Raw genomic sequence first — 26,737 nt, 5'->3', positions numbered from 1 at the left:
TCAGTAGTGATAGCGGGCCTGCAGGATGGTCACGTGGCGATCGGTCGCCGTGTAGACGAGGCGATGAGCCTCATCGATGCGCCGAGACCAGGCGCCGGCGAGCGCGTGCTTGAGGGGCTCGGGCTTGCCGATCCCCTGGAAGGGGTCGTCGCGGAGGGTGTCGGCGATCAGGAGGTTGATTCGCTTGAGAGCGCGACGGTCCTCCGCCTGCCAGTACACGTAGTCCTCCCACCCTTCGGGTGTCCAGACGAGGAGCCGGGTCGTCATGCCTCGTCGAGGTCGTGCTCCGAGACGTCGTCGTCGCGGGCAGCGGCCAGGGCGCTGAGGAGTCGCTGAGCGTTCGCGGGCGAGCGCAGCAGGTAGCTCGTCTCCACCAGGGAGTCGTACTCCGCCTTGGACATGAGGACGGCACTTCCTCGGCGCGAGGTGATCTCCACTTCGCTGTGATCGAGGTTCACGCGCTCGATCAGGCCGAACAGATCGCGCCGCGCTTCACTCGTCGTGATGGCCATGTCGTTCCCCTTCTGGTACGGAATATGGTACCACTCGTGAGGCCGAGTCAGACGGCCTTGCGAAGGGTGAAGCCGCGCGGCGTCTGGACGAAGCCCGCCTCCTGCAGGGCCCGCCCGAGGATCGTGCCGTACACGCCCTCTCCGTTCACCTTCTCGACGGTGAGGGTGTCGAGGCGGCGGTCCCTGGCCGTCGTCGCGAGGTCGGCGGCGGCGGCCTGCAGCACCTCCTCGTCGTCCGTGAAGCACAGCACGGTCCGTCCGCCGCGCTCGAGCGACAGGGCGAGGGCGCCGTCGACGAGCACCACGAGCCCGCCGGCCTTGCGCCCCGGGCGATGCGAGACGCCCTCGAGCTTCGGCCACCCGAGCGCCGCACCGTAGGGGTTCGCGGGGTCGGTGGCCGCCAGGGTGACGGCCTTCCGCGGCGGCGGATCGGCGAGGCCGGCGTACGTGCGGAGACGGTCGACCGTGGCGGAGGCGGCGAACTGCGCGGCGCCGAGCTTCTCGATCACGTAGCCGCGACGGCAGTGCCCCGCCTCCTCGAATCCGGCCAGCACGCGGTACGCCTGCGCGAAACCTCCGGGGACGCCCTCGGACCGCACGGCCCCGCGAGTGACCACCCCGTAGCGGTCGAGGAGCAGTCCGGCGGTGACGGTCGCGCGCCTCGCCGGATCGGTCTCGACCTCGGGGAGCAGCGACCAGCGACCGCCGATGGAGGTCGGGCGCGGAGCCGTGCGCGTGAGCGACATGCCGCGATAGGTGCGCGCACGCGGAGCGCGGCGCTTGACCTTGTGGGCCTGGGAGCCCCCGGTCAGCAGCGAGCGGATCGGCGCGAAGGTGTCGTTGGTCACGTGCCCGGACCAGGTCAGCGACCACAGGGCCTCCAGCACCGACTGCTCGTTCTCGGCGCCGGTCATCTCCTTGAGCTGCGCGGCGAAGTAGGCGCCGCCCGCCGCGAGGGCCGCGAGGAGGCGCGCCTCCAGCGACTCCGCGGCGATCTCCGCGTCCGGATCGGGCAGGGTGAACGGGGCGAGATCGGCCGGGTGCAGCGAGACCCACCCGTCGCGGCCGGGGAGCGTGCCGTGTCCCGACCAGATCACCTCGCCCGCGGCCGTGAGTTCGTCGAGCATCGCCGGGGTGTAGTCGCGCACCCGCGACGGCAGGACGAGCGACTCCCAGGCGCTGGCGGGGATGGGGACGCCGGCGAACTGCTCGATCACGGTGAGCACGCCGTCGATGCCCTCCAGGGGTCGACCGAGATGCTGCCAGTCCGGCAGGAACCGGGCGTAGGCCTCCGGGGAGACCGGCTCGACGGACCCGCGGATCGCCGCGAGCGACCGCATGCGCAGCCGCCGCAGCACCTCGGTGTCGCACCACTCGATGTCGTCGCCGCTGCCGGCCGCGGTGGGGAGGAAGTACCCGCTCGTGAGGCGGCCGTTCGTCTCCAGGCGTTGCAGGGTGTGCCGGGCGACCGCGGTGCCGAGACCGAAGCGCTCAGCGACGGACGCGGTGGTGAAGGGGCCGTGGGTGCGGGCGTGACGGGCCACGAGGTCGCCGAGGGGATCCGCCAGCGGCTCGAGGAAGGCCACGGGGATGCCGGTCGGCAGGGCTGCGCCGAGAGCGTCGCGCAGGCGTCCGGCGTCCTCGATCGCGGCGACCCTGGCCACCCCGGCGATCGTGACGGGTATGGCCCGCCGCGCGGTCACGAGGTCGTCGAGCAGCGTCGCCGCGGTCGCTCCGCCGGTGGACTCCGGATCGAGGCGTGCCGCCACCTCGTCGGCGTCGAGCGGGCCGAGCAGCCGGAGCAGGTCGGCGACGCCCTCCACGCCGCGCGCCCGACGCTCCGGGTCGAGGCGCTGGGCCTCGCGCTCGAACTGCGCGATGACGTCGGGGTCGAGGAGCTCGCGCAGCTCGACCGTGCCCAGCAGCTCGCCCAGCAGTGCGGGATCGACGGACAGGGCGGCCGCTCGGCGCTCGGCCAGCGGCGAGTCGCCCTCGTACATGAACGCGCCGACGTAGCCGAAGAGGAGGTCGCGCGCGAACGGCGACGGCTGCCCCGGCTGGGTCTCGACGAGGCGGATGCGGCGGTCGGCGATGCTGGTCGCGAGCTTCCGGAGCGACGGCAGGTCGTAGACGTCCTGAAGCACCTCGCGCAGGGTCTCCAGGATCACGGGGAAGGTGGGATGCCGGCGGGCGACCTCGAGGAGCTGGGCCGAGCGCTGGCGCTGCTGCCAGAGCGGCGTGCGGCGGTTGGGGTTCGTGCGGGGCATGAGCAGCGCCCGCGCGGCGCACTCGCGGAACCGCGAGGCGAACAGCGCCGAGCCGCCGACCTCCTGCGTGACGAGCTGCTCCAGCTCGTCCGGATCGAACACGAAGAGCTCCGCACCGGGCGGCTCCGACTCGGCGTCGGGGATGCGCACGATGATGCCGTCGTCGCTCGCCACCGCGGAGCCCTCGACGCCGAGACGCTCCCGCACGCGCGCATTGATCGCGAGCGCCCAGGGCGCATGCACCTTCATGCCGTACGGGGAATGGAGGATGACCCGCCAGTCGCCGACCTCGTCGTGTCCGCGCTCCACGGTGAGCGTGCGGTCCGTCGGCAGGGTGCCCGTGGCCTCCCGCTGCTCGGAGAGATGCGCGAGGAGATTGGCCCGCGCCTGCTCGTCGAGCCCGGCTGCGATGAGACGCTGCTCCGCCTTCTCCGGCTTCGCGGCGGACACCTCGCGGGAGAACGCCCCGAGCGCCTCGCCCAGCTCGAACGGGCGGCCGATGCCGTCGCCGTGCCAGAACGGCACCTTGCCTGGCTGGCCGTAGGCGGGGATGACGTTGACGCGGTCGTGGGTGATCTCGGCGATGCGCCAGCTCGTGGTGCCCAGGGTGAACACGTCGCCGACGCGGGACTCGTAGACCATCTCCTCGTCGAGCTCGCCCACGCGGGCACCCGTGGACTCGCCCGCCACGAAGACGCCGAAGAGGCCGCGGTCGGGGATGGTGCCGCCGCTCGTGACCGCGATCCGCTGTGCGCCGGGGCGGCCGGTGAGGGTGCCGGCATCGCGATCCCAGACGAGGCGCGGGCGCAGCTCGGCGAACTCGTCGGAGGGGAAGCGGCCGGCCAGCAGGTCGAGGGTGGCCTCGTACGCGGAGCGGGGGAGGGACTGGAACGGGGCGGACCGGCGGACGGTCTCGAACCACTCCTCGACGCTGATGGCGCCGAGGGCGCTGGCCGCGACGGTCTGCTGGGCGAGGATGTCCAGCGGGTTGCGCGGCACCTGGATGGCCTCGATCTTCCCCGCCAGCATCCGCTCGGTCACGATCGCGGTGTGCAGCACGTCGCCGCGGTGCTTCGGGAACAGGGCCGCGCGGCTGATCTCGCCGACCTGATGTCCGGCGCGACCCACGCGCTGGAGTCCGGAGGCGGCGGACGGCGGCGCCTCGACCTGGATCACGAGGTCGACGGCACCCATGTCGATGCCGAGCTCCAGGCTGCTCGTGGCGACGACGCACCGGAGCACCCCCGACTTCAGCTCCTCCTCGACCTGTGCGCGCTGTTCTTTCGACACCGAGCCGTGGTGGGCCTTGGCGAGCACGGGATCGGCGCCCGCGGTGGTTCCCGCCTGCGCCATCATCGCGGCGGGCACGGCCGGCTCCGGAAGCGCGACCCCGATCCGCTCCGCATAGATCTCGTTCAGCCGTCCGGTCAGCCGTTCGGCGAGGCGGCGGGAGTTCGCGAAGACGATGGTGGAGTTGTTCTGGAGGATGCGGTCGACGATCGCCTCCTCGACGTGCGGCCACACCGAGCCGGTGACCTCGGTGTACTCCGCATCGATCCCCGGGGCCTCCGGCGGCGCCCCGGGCGGGGGTGGCGGGTTGGTCATGTCGTCCATCGGCACGACGACGCCGAGCTCGAAGGTCTTCGATGCCGGGGGAGCGACGATCTCGACCGGGTCGGCGCCGCCGAGGAACCGCGCGACCTCGTCGATCGGGCGGACGGTGGCCGAGAGGCCGATGCGCTGCGCTGCGGTCTCCGCGCCGTGGGAGCGGCGGAGGGCGTCGAGGCGCTCCAGGCTCACCGCGAGGTGCGCGCCGCGCTTGGTGGCGGCGACCGCGTGCACCTCGTCGATGATGACCGTGTGCACGTCGCGCAGGGTGTCGCCGGCCCGGCTCGTGAGCATGAGGTACAGCGACTCGGGGGTCGTGATGAGGATGTCGGGCGGATCGGATACGAGTTTGCGGCGATCGCTCGACGTGGTGTCTCCCGAGCGGACGCCCACGGTGATGCCGGGGGCGGTGAGACCGAGCCGCCGCGCGGACTGCCCGATGCCGATGAGGGGCGAGCGCAGGTTGCGCTCCACGTCCACGCCGAGGGCCTTGAGCGGGGAGATGTAGAGGATCCGCGTGCGGGACCCGTCCTTCTTCGGCTCCTCCGGGAGGGCGGCGCGCTCGCGGAACACGCTGTCGATGGCCCAGAGGAACGCCGACAGCGTCTTGCCGGAACCGGTCGGAGCGACGACGAGGGCGTGCTTGCCGGCGGAGATCGCCTCCCACGCGCCCGCCTGCGCCGGCGTGGGTGCGGTGAAGGCACCCCGGAACCAGTCCTGTGTGGCCGGGGTGAAGCGGTCGAGCACGTCGCTCATGCCTCCATCATTCCCGACCCCACCGACATCCGGCCCGGACCTTGACAGCCCCCTCTCCCGCCCGCACGACCCGGTCCCGTCCGCACGACCGAACCGAGGTTCCGGTCATGCGGGCGGACAAGGTTCGTGCAGGCGGAATGGGTGACGAGGTCACACGACCTCCCGCAGCACGCCGTCCGCGTCGATCTCGAGCGTGAGGTCGAGGTCGAGTCGGGAGAGGAAGGCGTCGTCGTGACTCACCACGAGCACCGCCCCGCGGTAGGCCCGCAGCGCCTCGACGAGCTGGTCGACCGTGTCGAGATCGAGGTTGTTCGTCGGCTCGTCGAGGACGACGAGGTGCGGAGCCGGATCCGTGAGGAGCAGCCGGGCCAGAGCGACCCGGAACCTCTCCCCGCCGGACAGCGCGGACACCGGACGGTCGGCCGTCCCGCCCCGGATGAGGAACCGCGCGAGCCGGTTGCGGAGCTCCTTCTCCGGGACCTGCGGTGCCGCGACGGCCACGTTCGCGAAGACGGACAGGCTCTCGTCGAGACCGTCGACGCGCTGCGGGAGGTAGCCGATCCGGTCAGTGAGCGCCTCCGCCCGGAGCTCCGGCCGTTCATAACTCAGGAGATCGCGCCCGATCTCCGCCTCCAGCGTCGGATTCGGACGTTCCGGCGCCTCTTGTCCTGAGTTGTGAACGGCCCCGTCGACCAGCCGCTCCAGCAGGGTCGTCTTGCCGGCGCCGTTGCGTCCGACGAGGGCCACGCGCTCCGGGCCCTGGATCACCCATGACCGCTCCGGTCCGCCGAGCTCGGCGATCCGGCGGCTCCGCGACACGTCGGGGTCCGGCAGCTCGATCTTCATCGAGGCGTCGGACCGCACCCGTCGTCCCGCGGCATCGTGTGCCGCGCGGGCCGCGTCCTCCTTCGCGCCCACCTCGGTGCGCAGCCTCCCCGCGGACACCTCGGCGGCCATCTTCCGACCGTGCGCGATGATCTTCGGGACGCGCTTCTCGACCTCGGCCTTCTTGGCGGTCCGGGCCCGGTGAGCGAGCTTGACCTCGGCCTCGATCCGCTGGCGCTTCTCCTTGCGGAGCACCTGGGCGGCGGCGACCTCGGCCTGCTTCGCCGCGTCCTGCTCCGCGTCCAGCCAGGCGCGCCACTCGGAGTAGGGGCCGCCGAACACGGAGAGGTTCCGTCCGTACAGCTCGGCGGTGTCGTCCATGAGCTCGAGCAGAGCGAGGTCATGGCTCACGACGATGAGCGTGCCCTTCCACGACTGCACCATCGCGGCGAGGGCCGCCCTGGCGTCACGGTCGAGATTGTTCGTCGGCTCGTCGAGGAGGGTGAGGGGAGCCCGCCGCAGCCGGATGCCGGCGATCGCGACGAGCACGGCCTCCCCTCCGGACAGCTCGCCGACCGTGCGGTCGAGGAACGCGGGGGCGAGCCCGGCCTCCGCGAGGGAGGCCTCCGCCCGCGCCTCGATGTCCCAGTCGTCGCCGACCGCGTCGAAGTGCGCGGGGTCGACGTCACCGGCGGTGATGGCCCGCACGGCATCGAGGGCGGCCGTCACCCCGAGGAGGTCGGATACCCGGCGGTCCACGTCGAGCGTGAGCTGCTGGGGGAGGAAGGCGACCTCGCCCGAGGTGCTGAGCGTTCCGGAGGTGGGGGAGAGTTCCCCGGCGATCAGCCGGAGCAGCGTGGACTTGCCGGCGCCGTTGCGGCCGACCAGTCCCGTGCGCCCGGCGCCGAAGGCTCCGGACACGCCGTCGAGGGCGACCGTGCCGTCGGGCCAGGTGAGGGAGAGGCGGTCGAGGACGACGGCGGCGTGCGAGGAAGAGGGCTGTGACATGGGGTGTCTCCTGTCGAGTGCGAGGGTGCACTGACACCGAGCCCTTCGGACCGTGGAGTCACGGAAGCGGAGGAGCGTCTGCCGGGGAGTCGGCGATCGTCGGGTCAGCGCGCGAGAAGAGGGGCGCGGAGGCGACGATTCAGATCAAAGGACTTCCAGACACGGCGGACAGGACGCCACGACGATACCCGGGCGTGTCGCGCCGCGCAACTCCCGGGCGTGTCGCCGCTCCGTCGCGCGGGGGATGCGGGGCCGCGCGACGGCTCGTACCGTGGAGGCATGGCAGACGATCGGAACCCCAGTCCCGAGGAGATGCGCGCCAGGACCGGCCTCGGCATCGGCCTCGCGCTCGGCGTGGCCATCGGTGTCTCCATGGGCGTCGCGTTGCAGAACTGGGCGCTCGGCCTGGTCTTCGGCGTCTCGATCGGCATCGCGCTGTCCGTGGCCTTCCGTGGATCGGGAGGCAGCGCCGAGAAAGGGCCGGAGGACGACGACGCCGGATCGGACTCCGCCGACGGCGCTCAGGACGGCCGGGACCCCTCCGCCTGATCCGCGCCGATCCCCTCGACCCAGGTCGTGAGGAACCGGTGCACGTCGCCGAGCTCCTCCTCCGAGATGCTGTGGGTCAGTCCGCTGTAGACGCGACCGGACAGGGACGTGTGCGCGGGGAGCCATTGCGCCGTGTGGGCGATCAGCGGCGCGGGGATGACGTCGTCGTGGGAACCGCGTCCCCAGAACACCGGGGGGCTGACCTCCGCGAGGTGCGCATCGCCGGGAAGGGCGTCCGGGGCGGCGTAGCCGCTCAGCGCGACGACCGCGCCGAACCGTTCGGGGGCCAGCCGCAGGGCCTGCAGCGACACCGCGGCGCCCTGGGAGAACCCGAGCAGCGCCACCGACGGCGCGTCCGCCGCGGCATCGTCGAGCCAGCGCAGGAACGCCTCCGCCGCGAGGGTGACGGCGGCGGAGCTGCGTCCGTCGAGCCCCTCGATCGGGTACCAGGAGCGACCGGGGGCCGGCCACGGCGGAGTCAGCGGTGCGGCGACGGAGGCCACCGCGACGTCGGCGGGGAGATACGGGACGAGGCCGAAGAGGTCGTGCTCGTCGGCGCCGTACCCGTGCAGCAGCACGAGCAGCGGGAGCCCGGCGCGGTCGGTGCGCGACCAGCGCGTCGCCGCATCGTCGATCGTCAGGTTCTCGGTCACACCGTCATCCTGCCAGGGCTCGCGCCGGTGCTGCCATCGACGAGGACGGCTGGTAGAAAGGAGGCATGGCGGTGCGCACACCCGATCCGGAGCCGGAGCCCGAAGACGAGGGCCTCGGTTCGTTCCGCGATGCGAACCCGCCGGTGCCGGATGCGAACCCCGGCTGGCTGAGCGACGTCGAGCTGGAAGAGGCGCGGCGCCACCTTCCGATGCTCTACGTCGAGGCGATCCCCGTGCGCACGGACGGCTCCGGTCAGGTCACCGAGATCGGCGTGCTGCTGCGGTCCACCCCGCTCGGCGAGATCACACGCACCATCGTGTCGGGCCGCGTGCGCTTCGGCGAGACGATCCGCGACGCGCTGTTCCGCCACGTCGAGAACGACCTCGGGCCGATGGCCTTCCCGCTCCTGCCGCCGCAGCCGCTGCCGTTCACGGTGGCCGAGTACTTCCCCATCCCGGGCGTGAGCGCGTATCACGACGACCGTCAGCACGCCGTCTCCCTCGCCTTCGTGGTGCCCGTGACCGGGACGTGCGAGCCGCGCCAGGACGCCCTCGAGGTGACGTGGTTCTCGCCCGAGGCCGCCGCCTCCGACGCCGTCGCCGCCGAGATGGAGGGCGGTCGCGGCACCCTCATCCGCCACGCGCTCGCCAGCCTCGGCCTCCTTCGCTGAAGCCCGTCCTTCTCCCTCCTACTTCTCCCGAGACCCCGGGGTCGAGTCGAGACCCCGGCTACGGCGCGCGCATAGTGCGGGGTCTGGGCGAGAACCCGGGGTCTCGGCGCGCGGTCAAGGCTTGTCTTCCGAGCCAGGGACCCTGTATTCATGACGAAGGTGATCTGCTCAGAACGCCCTGATCCTCGCGGTCGTCGACCGCGTCCGTCCCGAAGGATGCCCATGGCGTTCGCCGCTCCTCTCCGCACCCTCCGCGCACTGGCCGTCACGGTCGCCGTTGCGCTCCTCGCCTCCGGGCTCGTCTTCGTCGCGGCGCCCGCCACTGCGACGGCTGCCGCCGACCCCGCCTTCCCCGGGGTCGCTGAAGCGCTTCCCGCGGCGGTGGAAGCAGCCGCGGGGGTCGCTGCCGCCGATCCCGGTGAGGCGGATCCGGCGGGCACCGCCACCGTCACCGGACGGGTCACGTTCCCGGACGGCACCGATCTGAGTATGGGGCGGACTTTCGTCGCGGCCTATGCGCCGGGGGCGGACGTCGGTTCCCCGCTCGCGGCCGCCGCCGTGACCGACGGGTCTTACTCCTTGCGCGTCCCGCAGGGCGACGTCGTCCTCGGTGTGGTGTCGGAAGGGCGCGCCGTCTTCGATCAGGGTGGTCCGCAAAGCGGCGAGATCGTGTCCGTGGGACCCGACGGGGTCGTGCGTGACGTGGTGCTCGAGCGCTCCGCCCTCGTCTCCGGGCGCGTCACCGCGCCGACGGGCGTGGACATCACCGGGCAGCGGGTCGTCGTCGCCGTCTACCCGGTGGCCGGAGCCGGGGCCCCGGTCTCCGCGGCCAACGTCGTGACGGACGCCGGTACCTTCGCGGTCGGCGGGCTGCCGGCGGGCGAGTATCGCGTCGCCTTCGTGTCCTCGGTCGCGGGCGCGGTCTCGGAGTGGTGGCAGGACGCGCCTCGATTCGAGAAGGCTCGACCCCTCGTGCTGGCTGCAGGGGAGGCGCGGCCGGGGATCGATGCCGCACTCGAGGCGTTGCACCGCATGGAGACCTCGGTGCCCACGATCAGCGGTACGCCTGTCGTCGGGCAGACCCTTCGAGCGCTCCCGGGGGCCTGGACCGCGGGGGCCGCGCTCAGCTACCAGTGGTACGCGAACGGAAAGGCGATCGCCAAGGCGACAGCCTCCTCCCTCGCGCTGACGACAGCGCACGCGGGGACGCGCATCACCGTTCAGGTCACCGGGAAGAAGGCCACCTTCGCGTCGGCGACGGTCGCCTCAGCGGCGACGGCCGCCGTGCTCCGCCCGCTCGTCGCGCCGACGCCGTCGATCACCGGTACGCCGACCGTCGGGCAGACCCTCAAGGTCCGGACCGGAACCTGGACGGCGGGAACACGGCTGACGTATCAGTGGTACATCAACGGCGCCCCTGTCGCACGTGCCACCGCAGCCTCGTTCACGCTCCCGTCGTCGGCCGCCGTGAAGACGGTGACCGTCGTCGTCTCCGGGGCCAAAGCCGGGTACGCCGCCGCATCGCGGCGCTCGAAGCCGACAGCCGCGGTGAAGGGGATCCTGTCCGCACCGACGCCTCGGATCACCGGATCAGCGATCGTTGGCTCTCGCCTCACCGCCGTGCCGTACACCTGGACCAGCGGCACCCGGCTGAGCTACCAGTGGTACCTCAATGGCCGGGCCATCTCCCGTGCGACCGGCTCGACGCTCGTCGTCACCCCGGCGATGGTGAAGGCGAGGATCACGGTTCGCGTCACCGGCACGAAGAGCGGCTACATCTCCGCCGCGCGCACATCGGCTCGGACGGCCGCCGTCGTCTATCCGGGGCGCACCAAGCCGATCTCGACCTGGAACTGCCCCGCGTGGGCTCCCATCAAGGGCAACGCGCAGTCGATGATCTATCACGTGCGGAGCGGGGCGTACTACGCGAAGACGAAGCCGGAGGCGTGCTTCTCCACCGAGAGCGCCGCCGTCAAGGCGGGCTACCGCAAGTCGAAGCGGTAGGCCTCCGTCAGCCGAGACCCCGGGTTCCCGCCCATACCCCGGCGTACACCCGCGAGCGCCCCGGGGTCTCGGCGCGCACCCGGGGTCTCGGCGCGTCAGGGGCGGGTGAGGCGGGCGAGCGCGTCGACGAAGGCGTCGACGTCGGACTCCTCGGTGTCGAAGCCGCACATCCAGCGCACCTCGCGGCGGGCGGCGTCCCAGTCGTAGAAGCGGAACACGTCGCGGAGCTGATCGGCGACGCCCTCGGGCAGGGTCGCGAACACGCCGTTCGCCTGCGTCGGCTGCGTGAACTCCACCCCGACGATCGATCCGTCGGCGAGACCGTCCTCGATCCGCGCGCGGAGCCGGGCCGCCATGGCGTTGGCGTGCCGGGCGTTGCGCAGCCAGAGGTCGCCGTCGAGCAGTGCGATGAGCTGCGCCGAGACGAAGCGCATCTTCGACGAGAGCTGCATGTTGAACTTGCGTGCGTAGTTGAGGCCCACGGCGGCGTCCGGGTTCAGCACGACGATGGCCTCGCCGAGCATGGCGCCGTTCTTCGTGCCGCCGAAGGTGAGTACGTCCACCCCGGCGTCGGTCGTGAATGCCCGCAGCGGCAGATCGAGGGCGGCGGCCGCGTTCGACAGGCGCGCGCCGTCGACGTGCAGCTTCATGCCGCGCGCGTGGACGTGATCCGCGATCGTGCGGATCTCCTCCGCCGTGTACAGCGTGCCGAGCTCGGTCGACTGCGTGATCGAGACCACGAGCGGCTGCGCGCGGTGCTCGTCGCCCCAGCCCCAGGCCTCGCGGTCGATGAGCTCGGGGGTGAGCTTGCCGTCGTCGGTGGGGACGGTGAGGAGCTTGAAGCCCCCGATCTTCTCCGGTGCTCCGCCCTCGTCGACGTTGATGTGCGCGGTCGAGGCCGCGATCACGGCCCCCCAGCGCGGCAGCATCGACTGCAGGCCGGTGACGTTCGCCCCGGTGCCGTTGAACACGGGGTACGCGGCGGCGGTGTCGCCGAAGTGGGCCTGGAACACCTCCTGCAGGCGCGCGGTGTAGGCATCCTCGCCGTAGGCCACCTGATGGCCCCCGTTCGCGGCCGCGAGGGCCGCCAGGACCTCGGGGTGGATGCCGGAGTAGTTGTCACTGGCGAAGCCCCGGATGGCGGGGTCGTGCGGGATGCTCACCGGACAAGCCTAATCGCCTTCCCCTACCGGATGTCCGAGGCCCGCTCTACCCTCGAACCCATGGAACGCAGCGCGGCGAAGACCGCTTTCGCGAACGTCCTCGTCAACACGTTGATCGCGAACGTCACGACGAGCTTCCTGTGGTTCGCCCTCACCTTCTGGGTCTACATCGAGACCCGGTCGGTGCTGGCCACGGGCATCATCGGCGGTGCCTACATGCTGTTCGTGGCGTTCTTCGCGATGGTGTTCGGCACCATCGTCGACCGTCATCGCAAGCACCGCGTCATGCTCCTGTCGAGCGTCATCTCGGCGGCGGCGTTCCTCGTCGCGGGCGTCCTCTACCTGTGGCAGCCCGAGGCGTCCCTGCTCGACCTCGGCGGACCGTGGTTCTGGCTGTTCTCCGGCGTCATCCTGTTCGGCGGGGTGATCGAGCAGCTCCGCAACATCGCGCTGTCCACCACGGTGACGCTGCTGGTGCCGGAGGAGAAGCGCGCCAACGCCAACGGTCTCGTCGGCACGGTGCAGGGGCTCGCCTTCCTCGTCACGAGCGTCTTCTCCGGCCTCTCCATCGGCTTCCTCGGCATGGGGTGGACCCTGGGGATCGCGATCGTGGCGATGGCCCTCACCTTCGCGCACCTGCTGTTCATCCGGATCCCGGAGTCCGAGCCCGAGGTCGACCCGGAGGCGAAGAGCGCCGTCGACTTCCGCGGCAGCGTCCAGGCCATCCGCCAGGCGCCCGGACTGTTCGCGCTCATCGTCTTCTCGACCTTCAACAACCTCATCGGCGGCGTCTACATGGCGCTCATGGATCCGTACGGGCTCACGCTCTTCGACGCGCAGATGTGGGGGTTCGCCCTGGCCTTCGCGTCGACCGGATTCCTGATCGGCGGGGGACTGGTGGCCAAGTTCGGCCTCGGCAGGAAGCCCGTGCGCACGATGCTGCTCATCGTGATCGCGATGGGACTCCTCGGGGCGATCTTCATGCTGCGCGAATGGTGGCCGCTGTACGTCCTCGGCATGTGGGTGTACATGGCGCTCGTGCCGCCCGTCGAGGCCGCGGAGCAGACCGTGATCCAGAAGGTCGTCCCGTTCGCGCGCCAGGGACGGGTGTTCGGCACCGCGGCCGCGATGGAGGCGGCGGCGGCCCCGATCACCGCGTTCCTCATCGCCCCGATCGCCGAGTTCCTCGTGATCCCGTACATGGACAGTGCGCAGGGGCAGCGGCAGTGGGGGTGGCTCCTCGGCGACGGTGAGGCGCGCGGGATCGCACTCATCTGCCTCTTCGCGGGTCTGATCATGGTGGTCGCCGCGACCCTGGCCTTCTTCACCCGGTCATATCGCACCCTCACCGAGCTCTACGCGACCGCCCCGGATTCGGCTCCGGAAGAGGCTCCCGAACGGGCAGTCGACGCCGTGGATGAAGCGGGCGACGGCCCGCACGCGATCCGTGACGCCCCACCGATCGTCCCCGGCATACCGCCCGAGCCCCGGTGACCGCCCGAGGAGCGGGATTCAGCCCAGCTCGAGCACCCGGTCGTTGAGGTCGGCGGCGTCGGTGTCCCAGAGTCCGACGAGACGCGCGGCGAGGGCATCGGGATCGAGCGCCTTGGCGCGGAACACGACGGCAGCGGCGCGCAGCGGTCCGTCGGCCTCGCGCGCCGCCTTGGCGTACCCCTGGGCGACGGCACGGGTCCAGGCCTCGCTCGCTGCCTTGACCGCCGCGTAGTTCGCTCCGCCGGCGAGGGGCCGTGCGACGGAGGTCGACGACACGATCGCGAATCGTCCGGCGGCGGAGGCGCGGAGGGAGCCATCGAACGCGCGGCTCGTCGCGCGCACCGCCTCCAGCGCCGGCAGCAGCGCCGCGAAGTCGTCGTCGGTCTGCCCGGCGAGTCCGCCGCCGCCCCGCCAGCCGCCCACGAGGGGCACGACCGCATCGACCGTCTCGAGCCGCCCGGCGAGCGCCGTCATGTCGGCGAGGGAGGTCGCGTCGGCGACCGCCGTCTCGGCGCCCGCCTCGGCCAGGGCGCGTAGTCGCTCGGACGTGCGTCCGGTGGCGATCACCCGGGCCCCGGCATCGCGCAAGGCCCGCGTCGCCGCGAGTCCCGCCGCGCTCGTGGCCCCCGCCAGCACGACCACCCGGCCCTGCGCTTCCCGGCTCGTCGGCGTCGTCATGCGGTGTCCTCTCGGTCGGAGATGCCTCTGCGGCCGGACCCGGGATCCGGGTCTCCGGCCGCAGAGGGGGTGCGCCCCAGCGTCACAACGGAGCGATGCGGATCAGTCGTCCGTACCGCGGATGCCGACCGTCGACTCGATGACCGGCTTCATCTTCTTGTCGAGCGTCTCGAAGAACATCGACAGCGGGAACTCGTCGTCCAGGACCGCGTCGGTGTAGCCCTTCGGTGCTCCGGCGAGGATCTCGTCGGACAGCCCGCGCGCCCACTGCGATGCGGGGTGCGGGGTCAGCGTGCCGCGGACCAGCTCGTACGCGGCGAGCCAGTGCGCGACCTTGGGGCGATCGATCGAGTGCCAGTACAGGTCGTCGATCGCGTCACCGAGGGCCACGACGGCGTCCGGCACGTTCTCCCAGTCGAACGCGAGCGCCGTGTCGGTCCAGTGCAGCACGCCGCGCTGGTGCAGCCACGCGAACAGGAGCTGGCCACCCACCGCGTCGTAGTTGCGCACGCGCGTGCCGGTGATGGCGAAGCGGAAGATGCGGTCGAAGATCACGGCGTACTGCACGAGGTGCGCATACTCGTGCATCTCCCGCTCGGTCTCCGTGAGCTCCTCGCCCGCGGCGACCCGGGCATCCAGCGCCCGCTCGATCTTCACCGACTCGCGGAACGCCGTCATGTCGCAGCGCATCTCCTCCAGCGAGTACAGGAAGAACGGCATCCGCTGCTTGATCATGAACGGGTCGAAGGGCAGGTCTCCGCGCATGTGGGTGCGGTCGTGGATGATGTCCCACATCACGAAGGTCTTCTCGGCGACCTCCTGATCCTCCAGCATCGCCGCCGCGCGCTCGGGAAGGTCGAGGTTGGTGATCTCCGAGGCTGCACGGACCACGCGGCGGTAACGGGCGGCCTCACGGTCCTGGAAGATCGCGCCCCACGTGAAGGTCGGGATCTCGCGCATGGCGACGGTCTCCGGGAAGAGCACCGCGGAGTTCGTGTCGTAGCCGGGCGTGAAGTCGACGAGTCGCAGCGAGACGAAGAGCTTGTTGCCGTAGTCGCCGGCCTCGAGCCCGGCGATGAACTCCGGCCAGATGGTCTCGACGATGAGCGCCTCGACCAGGCGGTCGCTGGAGCCGTTCTGCGTGTACATCGGGAAGACCACGAGGTGGCGGATCCCGTCTATGCGGTGCTGCTGCGGCTGGAACGCCACGAGCGAGTCGAGGAAGTCGGGCACGCCGAAGCCCTCGGACGCCCAGCGCTCGAAGTCGGCGACGGAGGCCGCGAGGTAGTCCGCGTCGTGCGGGAAGGCGGGGGCGAGTGCCCGGATCGCGGCGGTGATCTGCCCGACGAGCGCGGTCGCCTGGTCCTGGGTCACTGAACTCGTCGAAGCGCCAGGGATCGAGCCGTCCTTGATCTGGAGCTCACGGAGGGCGATCGCGGCCTGCTTGAGCTGCGCCCAGGCGGCGGAGTTCTCCGCGATCGACGCATCCTCGACGACCTCGGGTTCGCCGACGACGGCCTGAACAGCGGAACTGTTGGCGGAAACGAGGGACATCGGAACCTCCGATCGCAGTGAAAAACGGAAAGATTCCGGTGATAACGGAATCCTGACGATAATCTTACAGCCATGGATGATTCTGTCGACCGTGCGATCCTGGCGACCATCTCCCGCGACGGGCGGGCGACGCTGTCACAGCTCTCCGACGCCGTCGGGCTCTCGGTGTCGGCGGTGCAGTCCCGGCTGCGGCGGCTCGAGACCCGCGGCGTCATCACCGGCTACCGGGCGATCCTGGACCCGGAGCAGGCGGGCACTCCGTTGTCCGCCTTCATCGAGATCACCCCGCTCGATCCGGCCCAGCCGGACAACGCCCCCGAGCTCCTGGAGCACCTCGATGCGATCGAGGCCTGCCACTCCATCGCCGGCGACGCGAGCTACATGCTCTTCGTCCGCGTGCCGACGCCGCGCGACCTGGAGCAGCTCGTCCGCGACGTCCGGCTCGCGGCGAACGTGAGCACGCGCACGACCGTGGTCCTGCAGACCTATTACGAGCACCGGCCGATCATCCCGGTCTCGACCGCCGAGTAGGGCGGCGTCAGAGCAGCGCGCCGACGAGCGCCTCGCCCAAGGGCGTGCGCACGTGCTGCATGCGGGAGCCGTCCCGTTCGCTCACCACGAGCCCGGCGTCCCGCAGCACGGTGAGATGGTGTGATGCGGTCGACAGCGCGAGCCCCGCATCAGCGGCCACCTCCGATGTCGTGCGCGGTGTCCCGGCGGTGAGGAGGATGCCGGCGCGCGCCGGTCCGAGCAGGGCGCCCAGGGCGGCCACGGTCTCGGTGGTGTCCCGTGCCCACCCCGCGGTCACGCCACGGGCGGGATAGAACAGCGTCGGCTGTGCGGGCGGCTCGGTGAGCACCAGGCAGCCCCAGGACGAGAGGACGGAGGGCACCAGCACGAGGCCGCTGCCGCGACAATCCACCTCCTCGCTGTGCCGGCGGAGCGAGACCCGCACCGCGCCCGCACCCCACGAGACCTGGGGATGGAGGGCGCCGGCCATCCCGGCGATGCCGGTCGTCGCGATCACTCGGGCACGAACGGCGATGTCGGCCCGGAGGAGGCGCTCCAGCTGAGGCCAGGTCGGTGCCAACGCGGCCTCCCAGACCTCCCCCCAGGCATCCGCGATCATCGCACGGGCGCGCTGCGGCCGGGCGGACAGATCGCGCAGGGCCTGACGCTGTGCACCCGTCGAGCGCTGAATCCGCTTGCCGAGGTCGACGCGCAGCGGGTCGAGCGCCGCCTCCCGCAGGGCGGCGAGTTCGTCCTCGGGGGTCAGATCGCCGCGCGGCGTGCTGGTGAGGAAGTCCGGGAGGTAGCCGTCGTCGCCGATCACCGTCGCCAGGAGCGCGAAGGCGTCGCGCGGCAGCCCCTCCCTCGCGGTGCGGAGCCACCCCCACTGCAGGGGGTGCGCCGCCGGGCGGAGGAGCACGCGCACCGCATGCGCCAGTTCGTGCCCGGGGGAGATGCCGAACCGCACCGCCTGGATGTCGCCGGGACTCAGGTGGAACTCGACCCGGTGATCCGGGTGGTCGACGCCCTCGACCGGCGCAGAGTTTCGATCCACATCGAAACTCTAGGAGGTGCGACGTGTGCTGTCGACACTGGGGTCATGACCGAGATCCACCTTCCCACCCTCGTCCCGAGCGGTGCGATCCGCATCGGCACAGGGAGCAGCCTCCGATTCGTCGGCGCCGACCACGGAGCCGCCGTCTCCTACTTCTTCGTCGAGAACCAGCCAGGAGAGGGGCCGGGGCTGCACTGGCACCCCTACCCTGAGACCTGGATCGTGCTCGAGGGCATGGTGCGGATCCGGATCGGCGACGACGTCCTCGTCGCGAGAGCCGGAGACACCGCCACCGCGCCCGCCTTCACGCCACACGGCTTCACCAACGCGGGGACCGGGCTCCTCCGGATCCTCTGCATCCACGCGTCCGACACGATCATCCAGACGTTCCTCGACGAGGACTGAGAGCGGAGACCACCATGTCCTTCCAGGCATACCTCGACAAGGTCGAGACCCAGACCGGCCTCACGCCACGGCAGTTCATCGCCCTCGCGCACGAGCAGGGGTTCGACGAGAGCACGAAGTCCACCGTCGTCCTGAACTGGCTCAAGCAGGAGTACGGCCTCGGCCACGGCCACGCGCAGGCGATGGTCCACGTCATCCTCAAGGGGCCGAAGATCAGCGACAAGCACGTCGGCACGACCGGGACGCACGCCGACAAGACCGACGAGCTCTGGCTCGACGGCAAGGACAGCAACCCGCACCGCTGAGTTCGCCGCCTCGCCGCGACGACTAGGATTCCGTGGGTGGCAGCATCCTCCCAGCGCAAGAAAAAATCCGGTCGGCGCACCCCGCCGCGCACCAGCGGCAACCCGGCCAAGCGGCCGGTCGTCGAGGCGGGTCCCGTGACGATCGGCGACTGGATCGGTGCGGCGCGTCTGCGCACGCTGCCCCTCGCGATCGCCCCCGTCATCATCGGTACGGGAGCCGCGCGCAGCACCGGGCCGGAGTTCCACTGGGTGATCGCGCTCGCGTGCCTCGCCGTCGCGGTCCTGCTGCAGATCGGCGTGAACTTCACCAACGACTACAGCGACGGGATCCGCGGCACCGACGCCCAGCGGGTCGGCCCGGCGCGGCTCACGGCCTCCGGACGGGTGAAGCCGCGCACGGTGCTCGTCATCGGCCTGGTCTTCTTCGCGCTCGCCGCGGTGGTCGGTATCGCGATCGTCGTGCGGACCGGGCAGTGGTGGATGCTCGCCGTGGGTGCGGCCTGCATCGTCGCCGCGTGGTTCTACACCGGCGGGAAGCGGCCCTACGGGTACTACGGCCTCGGTGAGGTCTTCGTCTTCGTGTTCTTCGGGCTCGTCGCGACTCTCGGCACCACCTGGGTGCAGGTCTTCATGCTCCCGCAGCAGGCCTGGCTGGGGGCGATCGCCGCCGGACTGTTCGCGTGCGCGGTGCTGCTGGCCAACAACCTCCGCGACATCGATCAGGACCGCGAGGTCGGCAAGCGCACGCTGACGGTCCTCATCGGCCGCCGCGCCACACAGGTCCTCTTCACGCTCTTCGTGCTCGTGCCGTTCGGCATCGCCGTGTTCCTCGCGTTGCTGTTCCCGATCGCCTGGATCTCGCTGCTCGCGCTCCTGGCCGGTCTTCCCGCGATCGCGATCGTCTGGACCTACCGGCAGCCGCGGGAGCTGGTCATCGCCCTCGCCCTGACGTCGCTGACCTCGCTGCTCTACGCGGGCGCCCTGTTCTGGGCCTTCGTCGGCTGAGCTGCTCCCCGTCTCCTGCGCCTCTCCGGGCACAGCTTCGGAGCTCGCGACCGACACGCCGTCATCTCGGACCTGTCCTCGGTGCGTCGTGCGGTCGCTCCGAAGTCGTGCCCGGCGACCCGGGCACAGGGACCGAGATGCCGGTCGAACCTATGGGTCAGCCGAGAGTTTTGAGACGCGGTCCAACAATCGGACCTGCCCCAGAGGTCCGAAGCTGTGTACGGCGGGCGTCAGGGGCGGTCGTCGGGGGCGCCGTCGACGAGTTCGTCCTCGGCCGCGGCGTCGGCCTGCTGCCCGGAGACTCTTCCCTGCCGGCGCTCGTGCAGGCGCGCGGAGGCGTCGGAGAGCGGGGTGCGCAGGAACAGCATCGAGATGCTCGCGCCGATGAGGGCCGCGAAGATCGCCGCCAGCCACCAGAACTCGCGGAAGATCGGGAAGAAGAACCACAGGATGGCCAGCGGGACGAGGAACGCCAGCAGGCGCAGCACGGTGTAGACGAGGAGGGGGGCGGGCTTCTTCACCCGTTCAGTCTACGTTCGCCCCCCCGTGCTCCCGCTGTGACGCCGGAGTCCGAGGCTCGCGAACGGGATGCCCCGCACCACGCGCCGCCACGGATGTTCCCCCAGGGTCCACAGCAGCTCGTCATCCGGGTCCAGGGCCAGATCCTCGCAGCCGACCGGCAGGGCCACCGGGTGGCGGGTGAGGGCCTGGCGAGGGCCCGACCACAGCACCCCGGGGCGCAGGTGGTCGGACTGTGACACGAAGTAGCGGTCGCCCCACCGCACGGCTCCCTGCATGTGCCGGATGCCGGGGGTGAACCGCTCGTGTTCGACGAAGGCGTCGTCGGTGCCGTCGGGGATCGTGAACTCGCCGATCGCCCCGGTCTCCTGACCCCGGTACTCGCCGATGAGCACGCGGGGGAGTGGCGTCCCGTCCGCGTCGAACACGCGACCGAGGAAGGAACACCGCAGCGCCACCGGGTGGCGATGGGTCCGCACCGCGACGACCGTGGTCCGCCGGTCCCGGCGGCCGGTGCCTCCGCGGATCCGCTGCGCCTCCGTGCCGTGCACCCGTCGAAGCGCGCCCAGGTCGAACTCCCAGATGCCCTGACCTGTCGCCGCCGCGAACAGGCGATCGCCGAACCAGGCGAGACCGCCCGCATGGATGGGCGCGGGCTGCAGGACGCCGTCGTCGTCGGCGACCGCCAGCACGATGTCGAGGCGGCGGGCGCGCGCTCGATCCACGAGGACGACCCGCGAGGCGAGGTGGCGACCGGCGCGATCCTGGCGGAACCAGCTCACCGCGAGGGCGCGCCGTCCGCGGCGCTCGCCGACGTCGATGCCCTGGGGGTACCAGCGCTGCGTCCACGAGCGGGCGGTGAGCCAGCGCAGCTCGATGCCGCCCCGCCGGCGGCGCCGACGCACCGGGCGCCACATCGTGTTCCAGGGCCACCGCATGCCTCCATCGTCCCCGATCCGACGGTGGTGTGCGAATATTCACGGATTGACCTAGGTCGATTCGCGCGATCGAACAGACGGTTGTATCGTGTTACGTGTTGAGTGCTGATCTTCATGGAGTCGCTCTCGACGACGCCTCGCGGTTCGCTGGTGGGGGCCAGTACCGCCGCGGGGTGGCCGTCGCCTCACGGTGGCGGTTCACCGGGTGTTCGCATCCGGCAGTGCAACGCACTGGGGGTGTGGCTCGTTCGGGTGCGGGCCACACCTCAGCGCGCATCTCGCGCCGACACCGGGCGTTCACCATGCGGTCGCCCTCCGGACACCGTCGCCTGTCAGGATGACGAGCCCATCGTCCATCCCGGGAGCTCCGTGCGCACGCCCCTCGTCACCGTCATCCTGCCTGCCAAGGACGCCGGGCCGTACATCGGCACCACGCTGGAGACGCTCACCCGGCAGTTCGATGATCCGGCCGCCCTCAAGCTCGTGGCGATAGACGACGGCTCGAGAGATGACACCGGCGCGCTCCTGGAGCACTACGCGGATCGGTTCCCGCGCGCTGAGGTGCTCCGCAATCCGGAACCGCGCGGGCTCGCCTCGGCACGCAACCAAGGGCTCGCGCATGTGGAAGGAGAGGCGTTCTGCTTCGTCGACGGCGACGACTGGATGCAGCCGCAGCGCCTCGCGGTCCTCGCCGCGCGCCTGCGAGAGCTCCGATGCGACTTCCTCCGGACGGATCATGTGACCGTCTCCGGGATGCGACGCGCGCTCGTCCGTGCTCCGTATCCGTGGCGGGAACGGGTCGTGCCGCCCCGGGAGGCGATCCTCCCCGTCGATGAGCCGAGCATGGTGGACTACCCGTTCGCCTGGGCGGGACTGCTGCACCGCCGCGTGCTCGACCGCGGGCTGGCCGCGTTCCCCTCCGGCCTCTTCACGGCCGAGGATCGTCCGTGGGTCTGGCGCCTGCACCTTGAGGCCGCCTCATTCGCCGTGGTGGACGCCCCGGCGCTGCTCTACCGTCGTGGCGTCGAGAGCTCGCTCACCCAGGTGCACGACCGCCGCCAGCTCGACTTCGCCCCGGCGCTGACCCAGGTGCTCGACCTCGTCCGGGCGGACCGCGAGGCCGACCGCTTCCTTCCGAAGGCCGTCTGGACCGCGCTCGCCCTCAGCGCGCATCACCTGGTGCGCTCACGGCGCATGACGCCGCCCGTGCGGAGGGAGATGCGCCGGCGGATCCGGCTGCTGTTGCAGGACCTCCCCGCCGCGGAGGTCGCCGGGGTGCTCGCCCGGCTCGACGGACCACGTCGGCGGGTGCTGGCGCGAAGCCTGCGCCGCGGAGGTCACGCCTGATGAGTCGCCTCTTCGCCCTGCACAGCGCCTACGGACTCGCCACCGCGGCCGCCGCGATCGACGCCGGGCTGCTCGACGCGGGCGCCGACGGCGGCGGTCGGATGGCGGAGCGGGTGCTCGTGCCGTTCACCTCGTCGCGCGTCCCGGAGACGGTCGTGGGCATCGCCGAGGATCCTGCGCTGCGCTCCCTCCGCGGCCGTTTCCATCGAGTGGAGGCGCTGGCCGACGTGCTCGGTCCCCTGCATCCGAGTGCGTGGGAGCCGACGGATGCCGACCTCCCCGTCCTGGGTCGGCTTCTCGCGCGAGCGTGGCGGCTCGACCCGCGGGAGATCGAGCTCTTCGTGCAGAGCCCCCAGGTCGCACCCGCTCGCACGCTCCTCTCCCTGTTCCCGGAGGCCCGGGTGACCATCGTCGGCGACGGCCTCATGACCTACGCGCCGATGCGGGTCCGGCTGCCGCATGCGGTTGCGGCACGCATCGAGCGCGTCGTGTACGCCGACGTGGTGCCCGGCGTCCGTCCGCTGGTGGGGTCTCCGCACGCGGTGCCTGTCCCGGTGCCTCCCGAGTCCTTCGCCGCTGCTCTGCGCGAGACGGGCGAATCCTCAGAGGGGCCCCCTGCTGCAGGGCCGGCGACCGTGCTCGTACTGGGACAGTACGTCGCGGCCCTCGGCCTGATGACTGCGGCCGAGGAGGTCGCGCTCCAACGGCGCCTGGTCGACCGGGCGGCGGAAGAGCGCCCGGAGCGGATCGTCTTCAAGCCCCATCCCGCGGCACCGCCGCAGCTCGCCCACGCCGTGCGCGCGCATGCGGAGAGTCGCGGTCTCACGTTCGTGGAGGATCGCGGTCGCCTGCCTGCCGAACTCCTGGCGGAGCGCCTCGACGCACGCGCCGTCGTGGCGACCTTCTCGACGGCTCTGCCCACGGTCCGTACCCTGTTCGGGCGGACGATCGGTGCCGCAGGGACGACGGAACTGCTCCGCACCCTCGCCCCGGTGGAGAACAGCAACCGCATCCCGCTGACGATCGTCGATGCGCTCACCCGGACGCCCTCGCCCTACGCCGACTCGGATCGGCTGCAGCTCCTCGTCGACGCGGTGGGCTACATGATGCAGCCGGAGATCGCAGGACACCTCCGCGTCCGGGCCGAGCAGTTGCTCGACGGCCTCGACGAGGAGGAACGCCGCCGCTACTTCGCCCCCGACCGGTTGGCTGCGCTCGCCCTTCCCGGGGGCTCGGCACCGCGCGGCGCGCGCGGCCTGCTGCGTCCACGCGGAGGCGTGGGTCGGGTCGAGGAATGGCAGCTCACGGCTGTCGGCGCCCGCCGCCGTGCGGGCCGAGCCTGGCGGGAGATCCGGGGACGATGAGGAGACACGACATGGACGAACGCGTGCGGCCGGCGGTGGCGATCATCCCCGCGCGGGGCGGGTCGAAGCAGATCCCGAGGAAGAACCTCGAGCGTGTGGGAGGGGTTCCGCTGGTGGCCAGAGCCGTGCACGCCGCGCGGGCGGCGGCGTGCTTCGATCTCGTGGTCGTCTCGACCGACGACGACGAGATCGCCGCGGTGGCCGAGGAGGCGGGTGCACGGGTGGTCCGGCGTCCGGCCGAGCTCTCCGGAGACACCGCGGCCTCGGAGGCGGCGATCCTGCATGCGCTCGATGAGCTGGAGCGCGACGGCGAGCGCTTCGAGATCGTCGCCTTCCTGCAGGCCACCTCGCCCTTCCTCCCGAGCGCGGCGCTGGCCGGTGCCGTCGGCGACGTGCGGCGGGGAGAGTCGGACAGCGCCTTCTCCGCCGTCGAGACCTACGGCTTCCTCTGGCACCGGGGGACCGACGGCACGGCGGAGGCGATCAACCACGAGGCCGGCCACCGCCCTCGCCGCCAGGACCGAGAGCCGCACTACCTGGAGACCGGAGCCTTCTACGTCTTCCGGGCCGACGGGTTCCGCGCCCATCGGCACCGTTTCTTCGGTCGTATCGGCATCGCCCCCGTGCCTGAGGAGACCGCGATCGAGATCGACGACGACGCACAGCTCCAGGCCGCTCGGGCCCTCGCCGTTCTGCACGAACGGCCCGGGCGCGTCCCCGCCCGCGCCGTGGTCACGGATTTCGACGGCGTGCACACGGACGACACCGCGATCATCGACGCCTCGGGCGGGGAGCGGGTGCGGGTCAGCCGGGAGGACGGGATGGGCGTCGCGCTCCTGCGGCGGGCGGGGGTGCCGATGCTGATCCTCTCCACCGAGGTGAACCCGGTGGTGCGCGCTCGCGCCGACAAGCTCCGTGTCCCCGTCCTGCACGGGATCGACGACAAGGAGGCTGCGCTCCGACAGTGGGCCCGGGAGCAGGATGTGGCGCTCGCCGACGTCGCCTACCTCGGCAATGACGTCAACGATCTCCCCGCGATGCGGATCGTGGGCTGGCCGGTCGCCGTCGCGGACGCGCACCCGCTCGTGCGGGCGGAGGCACGCGTCGTGCTGCGGCGGCGCGGCGGCGATGGAGCCGTGCGCGAGCTCGTCGAGCGGGTGTTGTCGAGCTGACGGCCCCCGGTAACCGTCCCGTCGGCCGGTGTTCACCCGTGGCCCGTACTCAGGAAGGACGGGGTGAAAACCGCTCGACGACCGGAGGAATCATGACTGTCAGCATCGGATCGCACGTGATCGGCGGCGGCCGTCCCGCCTACGTCATCGCGGAGATCGGCCTCAACCACAACGGCGACGTCGACATCGCGAAGCGCCTTATCGACGTCGCGGCCCGAGCCGGCGCGGACGCGGTGAAGTTCCAGAAGCGCACGCCCGAGATCTCCACGCCGGAGCACATGCGCGATGTGCCACGGGAGACGCCGTGGGGAACGATGACGTACCTCGACTATCGCCGTCGGGTGGAGTTCGGCCGTGACGAGTACGTCGAGATCGGCGACCACGCCACGATCCAGGGCCTGGACTGGTTCGCCTCGCCGTGGGATGTGCCGAGCGTCGCGTTCCTCGAAGACCTCCACGTCGTGGCGCACAAGGTCGCGTCGGCGAGCCTGACCGACACGGAACTGCTCGTCGCGCTGCGGGAGACCGGGAAGCCGGTCATCCTCTCGACGGGCATGTCCACGATGGAGCAGATCGATCGTGCGCTGGACACGCTCGGCACCGACCGCGTCGTCCTCATGCACGCGACCTCGACCTACCCCCTCGAGCCCGAGGAGGCGAACCTGCGGGTGATCGCGACCCTGCGAGACCGCTACCCCGGGATCCCCGTCGGGTACTCGGGACACGAGCGGGGCCTGCAGATCTCGCTCGCCGCGGTCGCGATGGGGGCGGTCGCCGTGGAGCGCCACATCACGCTGGACCGGACGATGTGGGGCTCCGACCATGCCGCATCCCTGGAGCCGGGAGGGCTGGAGCACCTGGTCCGCGACATCCGGGTCATCGAGAGCGCGGTGGGCGACGGCGTCAAGCGCGTGTTCGACAGCGAGCGCGCGCCGATGGCGAAGCTCCGCCGCGTGCCCGCATGACCGCCGATGCCGGGATGCGTGTGGTCGCCATCGCGGACGCCGACTCGTTCGTGAAGTGGGCGGCATCGCTGCTGGGGGCCGTGCCTGGTCTGCGGTCGCAGCTCCTGCTGGTGCGCACGCCGCTGACGGTGAGTGGCGCGCAGCAGGATGCGGCACTGGCGGGCACCGGCTTCGGCGCCGCTGACGTCACTCGGCTCGACCTCGATCGCGTGGTCGGATGGCTCGAGGCCGAGCGCCCTGACGTCGTGCTGCTCGCCGGGCGGGGACCGTTCGTCCGGCTCCTCGGCGGAATCGTCGATGCGCTGCCGCATCGCCCCGTGACCGTCTCCGGGCTTCCCGGCATGGCGATCCCCGCACAGCGTGGGGCGCTCGACTATCGACGACACACCGACCTGCTGATCGTGCACTCGCACCGCGAGCGCCGGGCGTTCGCCGAGCTCGGCGAGCGCATCGGGGTGCAGATGCCGCTCGCGCTGGCGACCCTCCCCTTCGCGCGGGGACGCGAGCGGTGGGGCGGCAGCCGTCTCCGGGAATCCAGGGCGGCCGGATCCCTCTCCGCGGGTACGGGCGGAGTCGCTCTCGCGGAGCGTCGTGTCGCCGCGACGCCAGCGGCGCTCCGCCGGCCCGGGGCGACGGACGTCGTCTTCGCCGGGCAGGCCCTCGTCCCTGCCCGCCCCGAGCAGCGAGCGGCGATCGCCGCCCTGCTCGTGCGCGCCGCGGAGGCCGAACCGTCGCGCCGAGTGGTCGTGAAGCTGCGGTCCCGTCCGGGGGAGGCTGAGACCCACCGCGATCGTGATCCGTACACACGGCTCTTCATCCATGGCCGCCCGGCGAACCTCGTCTTCTCGCACGCGCCGATGGCGACCGCTCTCGAGTCCGCCGCCGGCCTGGTCACGGTGAGCTCGACGGCGGCGGTCGAGGCGCTGGCCCACGGGGTTCCCGTGATCGCGCTCGACCGCTTCGGGGTGCACAAGAGCCTGCTCAACACGGTCTTCATCGGAAGCGGTCTGCTGGGCGGCGCCGGCGAGGTCGTCGCCGGCCGATTCCGCCACCCGCACCCCTCCTGGCTCCGCGACAACTACTTCCACCCGGAGGCGGAGTCGGACTGGTGGGACCGGGTACAGGAGCTCGTCGCGCTGCGGCGGGCCGGCGCCCTGCCGCATCGCCGGGTGCCCCCGGCCCGGGGTGGGGCCTGGCATGAAGGCTGGCGTCGCGCGAGCGTGCTCGGCCGCACGGACCGCTCCCTCACCGGACGCCTCGCGCTCGCCGCCGGCGTGCCCGCGACGCGTGCGCTCTCGGTGCTGCGTTCGGGCCGCCGTCGGACCGGTCAGGACACCTGGGCCGACCCGACCACGGACTACACGCTCGAACCGAACCCGTTCCAGGACTCGATCCGCCGCTGAGTCACGGC

At 71.6% G+C, this 26,737-nt stretch carries 24 protein-coding genes; 13 read left to right on the top strand and 11 right to left on the bottom strand.

The genetic code is table 11. The annotated features are described in order from the left end of the window. The 4 genes from KZC57_RS07035 to KZC57_RS07020 all read right to left on the bottom strand — a co-directional run bounded on the left by KZC57_RS07035 (position 1) and on the right by KZC57_RS07020 (position 6,976). A complete protein-coding gene (locus KZC57_RS07035; RefSeq protein ID WP_247641352.1) occupies positions 1-267 on the bottom strand; it encodes a Txe/YoeB family addiction module toxin in 267 nt (88 codons plus the stop codon). Next, positions 264-512: a type II toxin-antitoxin system Phd/YefM family antitoxin gene (locus KZC57_RS07030; RefSeq protein WP_247641351.1), complete on the bottom strand. Its 249-nt coding sequence runs from the start codon at positions 510-512 to the stop codon at positions 264-266. Before KZC57_RS07030 ends, KZC57_RS07035 begins: the two co-directional genes overlap by 4 nt. 47 nt (positions 513-559) lie before the next feature. Continuing rightward, positions 560-5,143 carry an ATP-dependent helicase gene (locus tag KZC57_RS07025; protein WP_247641350.1) on the bottom strand — a complete coding sequence of 1,528 codons (4,584 nt, stop codon included), beginning with the start codon at positions 5,141-5,143 and terminating at the stop codon, positions 560-562. Between the two features lie 150 nt (positions 5,144-5,293). Beyond that, positions 5,294-6,976: an ABC-F family ATP-binding cassette domain-containing protein gene (locus tag KZC57_RS07020; RefSeq protein ID WP_025102465.1), complete on the bottom strand. Its 1,683-nt coding sequence runs from the start codon at positions 6,974-6,976 to the stop codon at positions 5,294-5,296. Positions 6,977-7,255: 279 nt separating this feature from the next. Between KZC57_RS07020 and KZC57_RS07015 the strand changes: the two genes are divergently transcribed. Next, entirely contained in the window at positions 7,256-7,525 is a 270-nt protein-coding gene (locus KZC57_RS07015; protein ID WP_247641349.1) for a hypothetical protein, read from the top strand. Here the strand turns inward: KZC57_RS07015 and KZC57_RS07010 are convergent. Next, positions 7,498-8,178: an alpha/beta hydrolase gene (locus KZC57_RS07010; protein ID WP_217584815.1), complete on the bottom strand. Its 681-nt coding sequence runs from the start codon at positions 8,176-8,178 to the stop codon at positions 7,498-7,500. The genes KZC57_RS07015 and KZC57_RS07010 overlap by 28 nt on opposite strands. Before the next feature lie 65 nt (positions 8,179-8,243). Between KZC57_RS07010 and KZC57_RS07005 the strand changes: the two genes are divergently transcribed. Then, positions 8,244-8,849 carry a DUF4916 domain-containing protein gene (locus KZC57_RS07005; protein WP_025102462.1) on the top strand — a complete coding sequence of 202 codons (606 nt, stop codon included), beginning with the start codon at positions 8,244-8,246 and terminating at the stop codon, positions 8,847-8,849. Positions 8,850-9,071: 222 nt separating this feature from the next. Next, a complete protein-coding gene (locus KZC57_RS07000; protein ID WP_247641348.1) occupies positions 9,072-10,853 on the top strand; it encodes a hypothetical protein in 1,782 nt (593 codons plus the stop codon). A gap of 95 nt (positions 10,854-10,948) precedes the next feature. Here the strand turns inward: KZC57_RS07000 and KZC57_RS06995 are convergent, their stop codons facing one another. Then, positions 10,949-12,016 (bottom strand): low specificity L-threonine aldolase, encoded by a 1,068-nt coding sequence (locus KZC57_RS06995; protein ID WP_025102460.1) that lies wholly within the window; start codon positions 12,014-12,016, stop codon positions 10,949-10,951. Between the two features lie 60 nt (positions 12,017-12,076). Between KZC57_RS06995 and KZC57_RS06990 the strand changes: the two genes are divergently transcribed. Further along, on the top strand, positions 12,077-13,510 hold the full coding sequence (locus KZC57_RS06990; protein WP_247641347.1) for an MFS transporter: 1,434 nt from the start codon (positions 12,077-12,079) through the stop codon (positions 13,508-13,510). Positions 13,511-13,528: 18 nt separating this feature from the next. On the opposite strand, the gene KZC57_RS06985 is transcribed toward KZC57_RS06990, so the two are convergent. Continuing rightward, on the bottom strand, positions 13,529-14,188 hold the full coding sequence (locus KZC57_RS06985) for an SDR family oxidoreductase (RefSeq protein ID WP_247641346.1): 660 nt from the start codon (positions 14,186-14,188) through the stop codon (positions 13,529-13,531). A gap of 102 nt (positions 14,189-14,290) precedes the next feature. Further along, positions 14,291-15,742: a DUF6421 family protein gene (locus KZC57_RS06980; RefSeq protein ID WP_247641345.1), complete on the bottom strand. Its 1,452-nt coding sequence runs from the start codon at positions 15,740-15,742 to the stop codon at positions 14,291-14,293. Positions 15,743-15,814: 72 nt separating this feature from the next. On the opposite strand from KZC57_RS06980, the gene KZC57_RS06975 reads away from it, so the two are divergent. Then, positions 15,815-16,273, top strand: coding sequence for an Lrp/AsnC family transcriptional regulator (locus KZC57_RS06975; protein WP_060922394.1), 459 nt, complete (start codon positions 15,815-15,817; stop codon positions 16,271-16,273). Positions 16,274-16,280: 7 nt separating this feature from the next. Here KZC57_RS06975 and KZC57_RS06970 read toward each other — a convergent pair whose 3' ends face one another. After that, positions 16,281-17,306, bottom strand: a complete 1,026-nt coding sequence (locus KZC57_RS06970; protein ID WP_247641344.1) for a DUF5937 family protein — start codon at positions 17,304-17,306, stop codon at positions 16,281-16,283. Between the two features lie 45 nt (positions 17,307-17,351). Between KZC57_RS06970 and KZC57_RS06965 the strand changes: the two genes are divergently transcribed. Genes KZC57_RS06965 through KZC57_RS06955 form a run of 3 tightly spaced genes read left to right on the top strand, consistent with a single transcriptional unit; the run spans position 17,352 to position 19,021 of the window. After that, on the top strand, positions 17,352-17,711 hold the full coding sequence (locus tag KZC57_RS06965; RefSeq protein WP_247641343.1) for a cupin domain-containing protein: 360 nt from the start codon (positions 17,352-17,354) through the stop codon (positions 17,709-17,711). Positions 17,712-17,725: 14 nt separating this feature from the next. Continuing rightward, the gene (locus tag KZC57_RS06960; RefSeq protein WP_105950345.1) at positions 17,726-18,016 is read left to right on the top strand and encodes a DUF4287 domain-containing protein; all 291 of its coding nucleotides are present in this window, start codon (positions 17,726-17,728) and stop codon (positions 18,014-18,016) included. 36 nt (positions 18,017-18,052) lie between these two features. Further along, positions 18,053-19,021, top strand: coding sequence for a 1,4-dihydroxy-2-naphthoate polyprenyltransferase (locus KZC57_RS06955; RefSeq protein WP_247641342.1), 969 nt, complete (start codon positions 18,053-18,055; stop codon positions 19,019-19,021). A gap of 230 nt (positions 19,022-19,251) precedes the next feature. Here the strand turns inward: KZC57_RS06955 and KZC57_RS06950 are convergent, their stop codons facing one another. Both KZC57_RS06950 and KZC57_RS06945 read right to left on the bottom strand, forming a co-directional pair. Then, positions 19,252-19,542 (bottom strand): DUF4229 domain-containing protein, encoded by a 291-nt coding sequence (locus tag KZC57_RS06950; RefSeq protein WP_060922389.1) that lies wholly within the window; start codon positions 19,540-19,542, stop codon positions 19,252-19,254. A gap of 9 nt (positions 19,543-19,551) precedes the next feature. Beyond that, on the bottom strand, positions 19,552-20,478 hold the full coding sequence (locus KZC57_RS06945; RefSeq protein ID WP_247641341.1) for a hypothetical protein: 927 nt from the start codon (positions 20,476-20,478) through the stop codon (positions 19,552-19,554). Positions 20,479-20,847: 369 nt separating this feature from the next. Here KZC57_RS06945 and KZC57_RS06940 point away from each other — a divergent pair, with 369 nt between their 5' ends. The 5 genes from KZC57_RS06940 to KZC57_RS06920 all read left to right on the top strand — a co-directional run bounded on the left by KZC57_RS06940 (position 20,848) and on the right by KZC57_RS06920 (position 26,729). After that, the gene (locus KZC57_RS06940) at positions 20,848-21,825 is read left to right on the top strand and encodes a glycosyltransferase family 2 protein (RefSeq protein WP_060922387.1); all 978 of its coding nucleotides are present in this window, start codon (positions 20,848-20,850) and stop codon (positions 21,823-21,825) included. Further along, on the top strand, positions 21,825-23,189 hold the full coding sequence (locus KZC57_RS06935) for an alpha-2,8-polysialyltransferase family protein (RefSeq protein WP_247641340.1): 1,365 nt from the start codon (positions 21,825-21,827) through the stop codon (positions 23,187-23,189). The genes KZC57_RS06940 and KZC57_RS06935 overlap by 1 nt, the downstream gene beginning before the upstream one ends. An 11-nt stretch (positions 23,190-23,200) precedes the next feature. After that, entirely contained in the window at positions 23,201-24,361 is a 1,161-nt protein-coding gene (locus KZC57_RS06930; RefSeq protein WP_060922385.1) for an acylneuraminate cytidylyltransferase, read from the top strand. Positions 24,362-24,453: 92 nt separating this feature from the next. Beyond that, the gene (locus KZC57_RS06925) at positions 24,454-25,326 is read left to right on the top strand and encodes an N-acetylneuraminate synthase family protein (protein ID WP_247641339.1); all 873 of its coding nucleotides are present in this window, start codon (positions 24,454-24,456) and stop codon (positions 25,324-25,326) included. After that, entirely contained in the window at positions 25,323-26,729 is a 1,407-nt protein-coding gene (locus KZC57_RS06920) for a DUF6716 putative glycosyltransferase (RefSeq protein ID WP_247641338.1), read from the top strand. The genes KZC57_RS06925 and KZC57_RS06920 overlap by 4 nt, the downstream gene beginning before the upstream one ends. Positions 26,730-26,737: the final 8 nt, after the last annotated feature.

Origin of the sequence: Microbacterium sp. KSW4-4 (genome assembly GCF_023091185.1) — a bacterium.
GTDB classification, from domain to species: Bacteria; Actinomycetota; Actinomycetes; order Actinomycetales; family Microbacteriaceae; genus Microbacterium; species Microbacterium paraoxydans.
This window is presented reverse-complemented; position numbering and strand designations above follow the sequence as displayed.

Excerpts from the sequence above, each read along its gene's own strand:
- KZC57_RS06930 (WP_060922385.1), top strand. The coding sequence starts at position 23,201 with ATGGACGAACGCGTGCGGCCGGCGGTGGCGATCATCCCCGCGCGGGGC.
- KZC57_RS07005 (WP_025102462.1), top strand. The coding sequence starts at position 8,244 with ATGGCGGTGCGCACACCCGATCCGGAGCCGGAGCCCGAAGACGAGGGC.
- KZC57_RS06920 (WP_247641338.1), top strand. The coding sequence starts at position 25,323 with ATGACCGCCGATGCCGGGATGCGTGTGGTCGCCATCGCGGACGCCGAC.
- KZC57_RS07025 (WP_247641350.1), bottom strand. The coding sequence starts at position 5,143 with ATGAGCGACGTGCTCGACCGCTTCACCCCGGCCACACAGGACTGGTTC.
- KZC57_RS06980 (WP_247641345.1), bottom strand. The coding sequence starts at position 15,742 with ATGTCCCTCGTTTCCGCCAACAGTTCCGCTGTTCAGGCCGTCGTCGGC.
- KZC57_RS06935 (WP_247641340.1), top strand. The coding sequence starts at position 21,825 with ATGAGTCGCCTCTTCGCCCTGCACAGCGCCTACGGACTCGCCACCGCG.
- KZC57_RS06990 (WP_247641347.1), top strand. The coding sequence starts at position 12,077 with ATGGAACGCAGCGCGGCGAAGACCGCTTTCGCGAACGTCCTCGTCAAC.
- KZC57_RS07000 (WP_247641348.1), top strand. The coding sequence starts at position 9,072 with ATGGCGTTCGCCGCTCCTCTCCGCACCCTCCGCGCACTGGCCGTCACG.
- KZC57_RS07015 (WP_247641349.1), top strand. The coding sequence starts at position 7,256 with ATGGCAGACGATCGGAACCCCAGTCCCGAGGAGATGCGCGCCAGGACC.
- KZC57_RS07020 (WP_025102465.1), bottom strand. The coding sequence starts at position 6,976 with ATGTCACAGCCCTCTTCCTCGCACGCCGCCGTCGTCCTCGACCGCCTC.
- KZC57_RS07030 (WP_247641351.1), bottom strand. The coding sequence starts at position 512 with ATGGCCATCACGACGAGTGAAGCGCGGCGCGATCTGTTCGGCCTGATC.
- KZC57_RS06960 (WP_105950345.1), top strand. The coding sequence starts at position 17,726 with ATGTCCTTCCAGGCATACCTCGACAAGGTCGAGACCCAGACCGGCCTC.
- KZC57_RS06965 (WP_247641343.1), top strand. The coding sequence starts at position 17,352 with ATGACCGAGATCCACCTTCCCACCCTCGTCCCGAGCGGTGCGATCCGC.
- KZC57_RS06945 (WP_247641341.1), bottom strand. The coding sequence starts at position 20,478 with ATGCGGTGGCCCTGGAACACGATGTGGCGCCCGGTGCGTCGGCGCCGC.
- KZC57_RS06975 (WP_060922394.1), top strand. The coding sequence starts at position 15,815 with ATGGATGATTCTGTCGACCGTGCGATCCTGGCGACCATCTCCCGCGAC.
- KZC57_RS06925 (WP_247641339.1), top strand. The coding sequence starts at position 24,454 with ATGACTGTCAGCATCGGATCGCACGTGATCGGCGGCGGCCGTCCCGCC.
- KZC57_RS07035 (WP_247641352.1), bottom strand. The coding sequence starts at position 267 with ATGACGACCCGGCTCCTCGTCTGGACACCCGAAGGGTGGGAGGACTAC.
- KZC57_RS06985 (WP_247641346.1), bottom strand. The coding sequence starts at position 14,188 with ATGACGACGCCGACGAGCCGGGAAGCGCAGGGCCGGGTGGTCGTGCTG.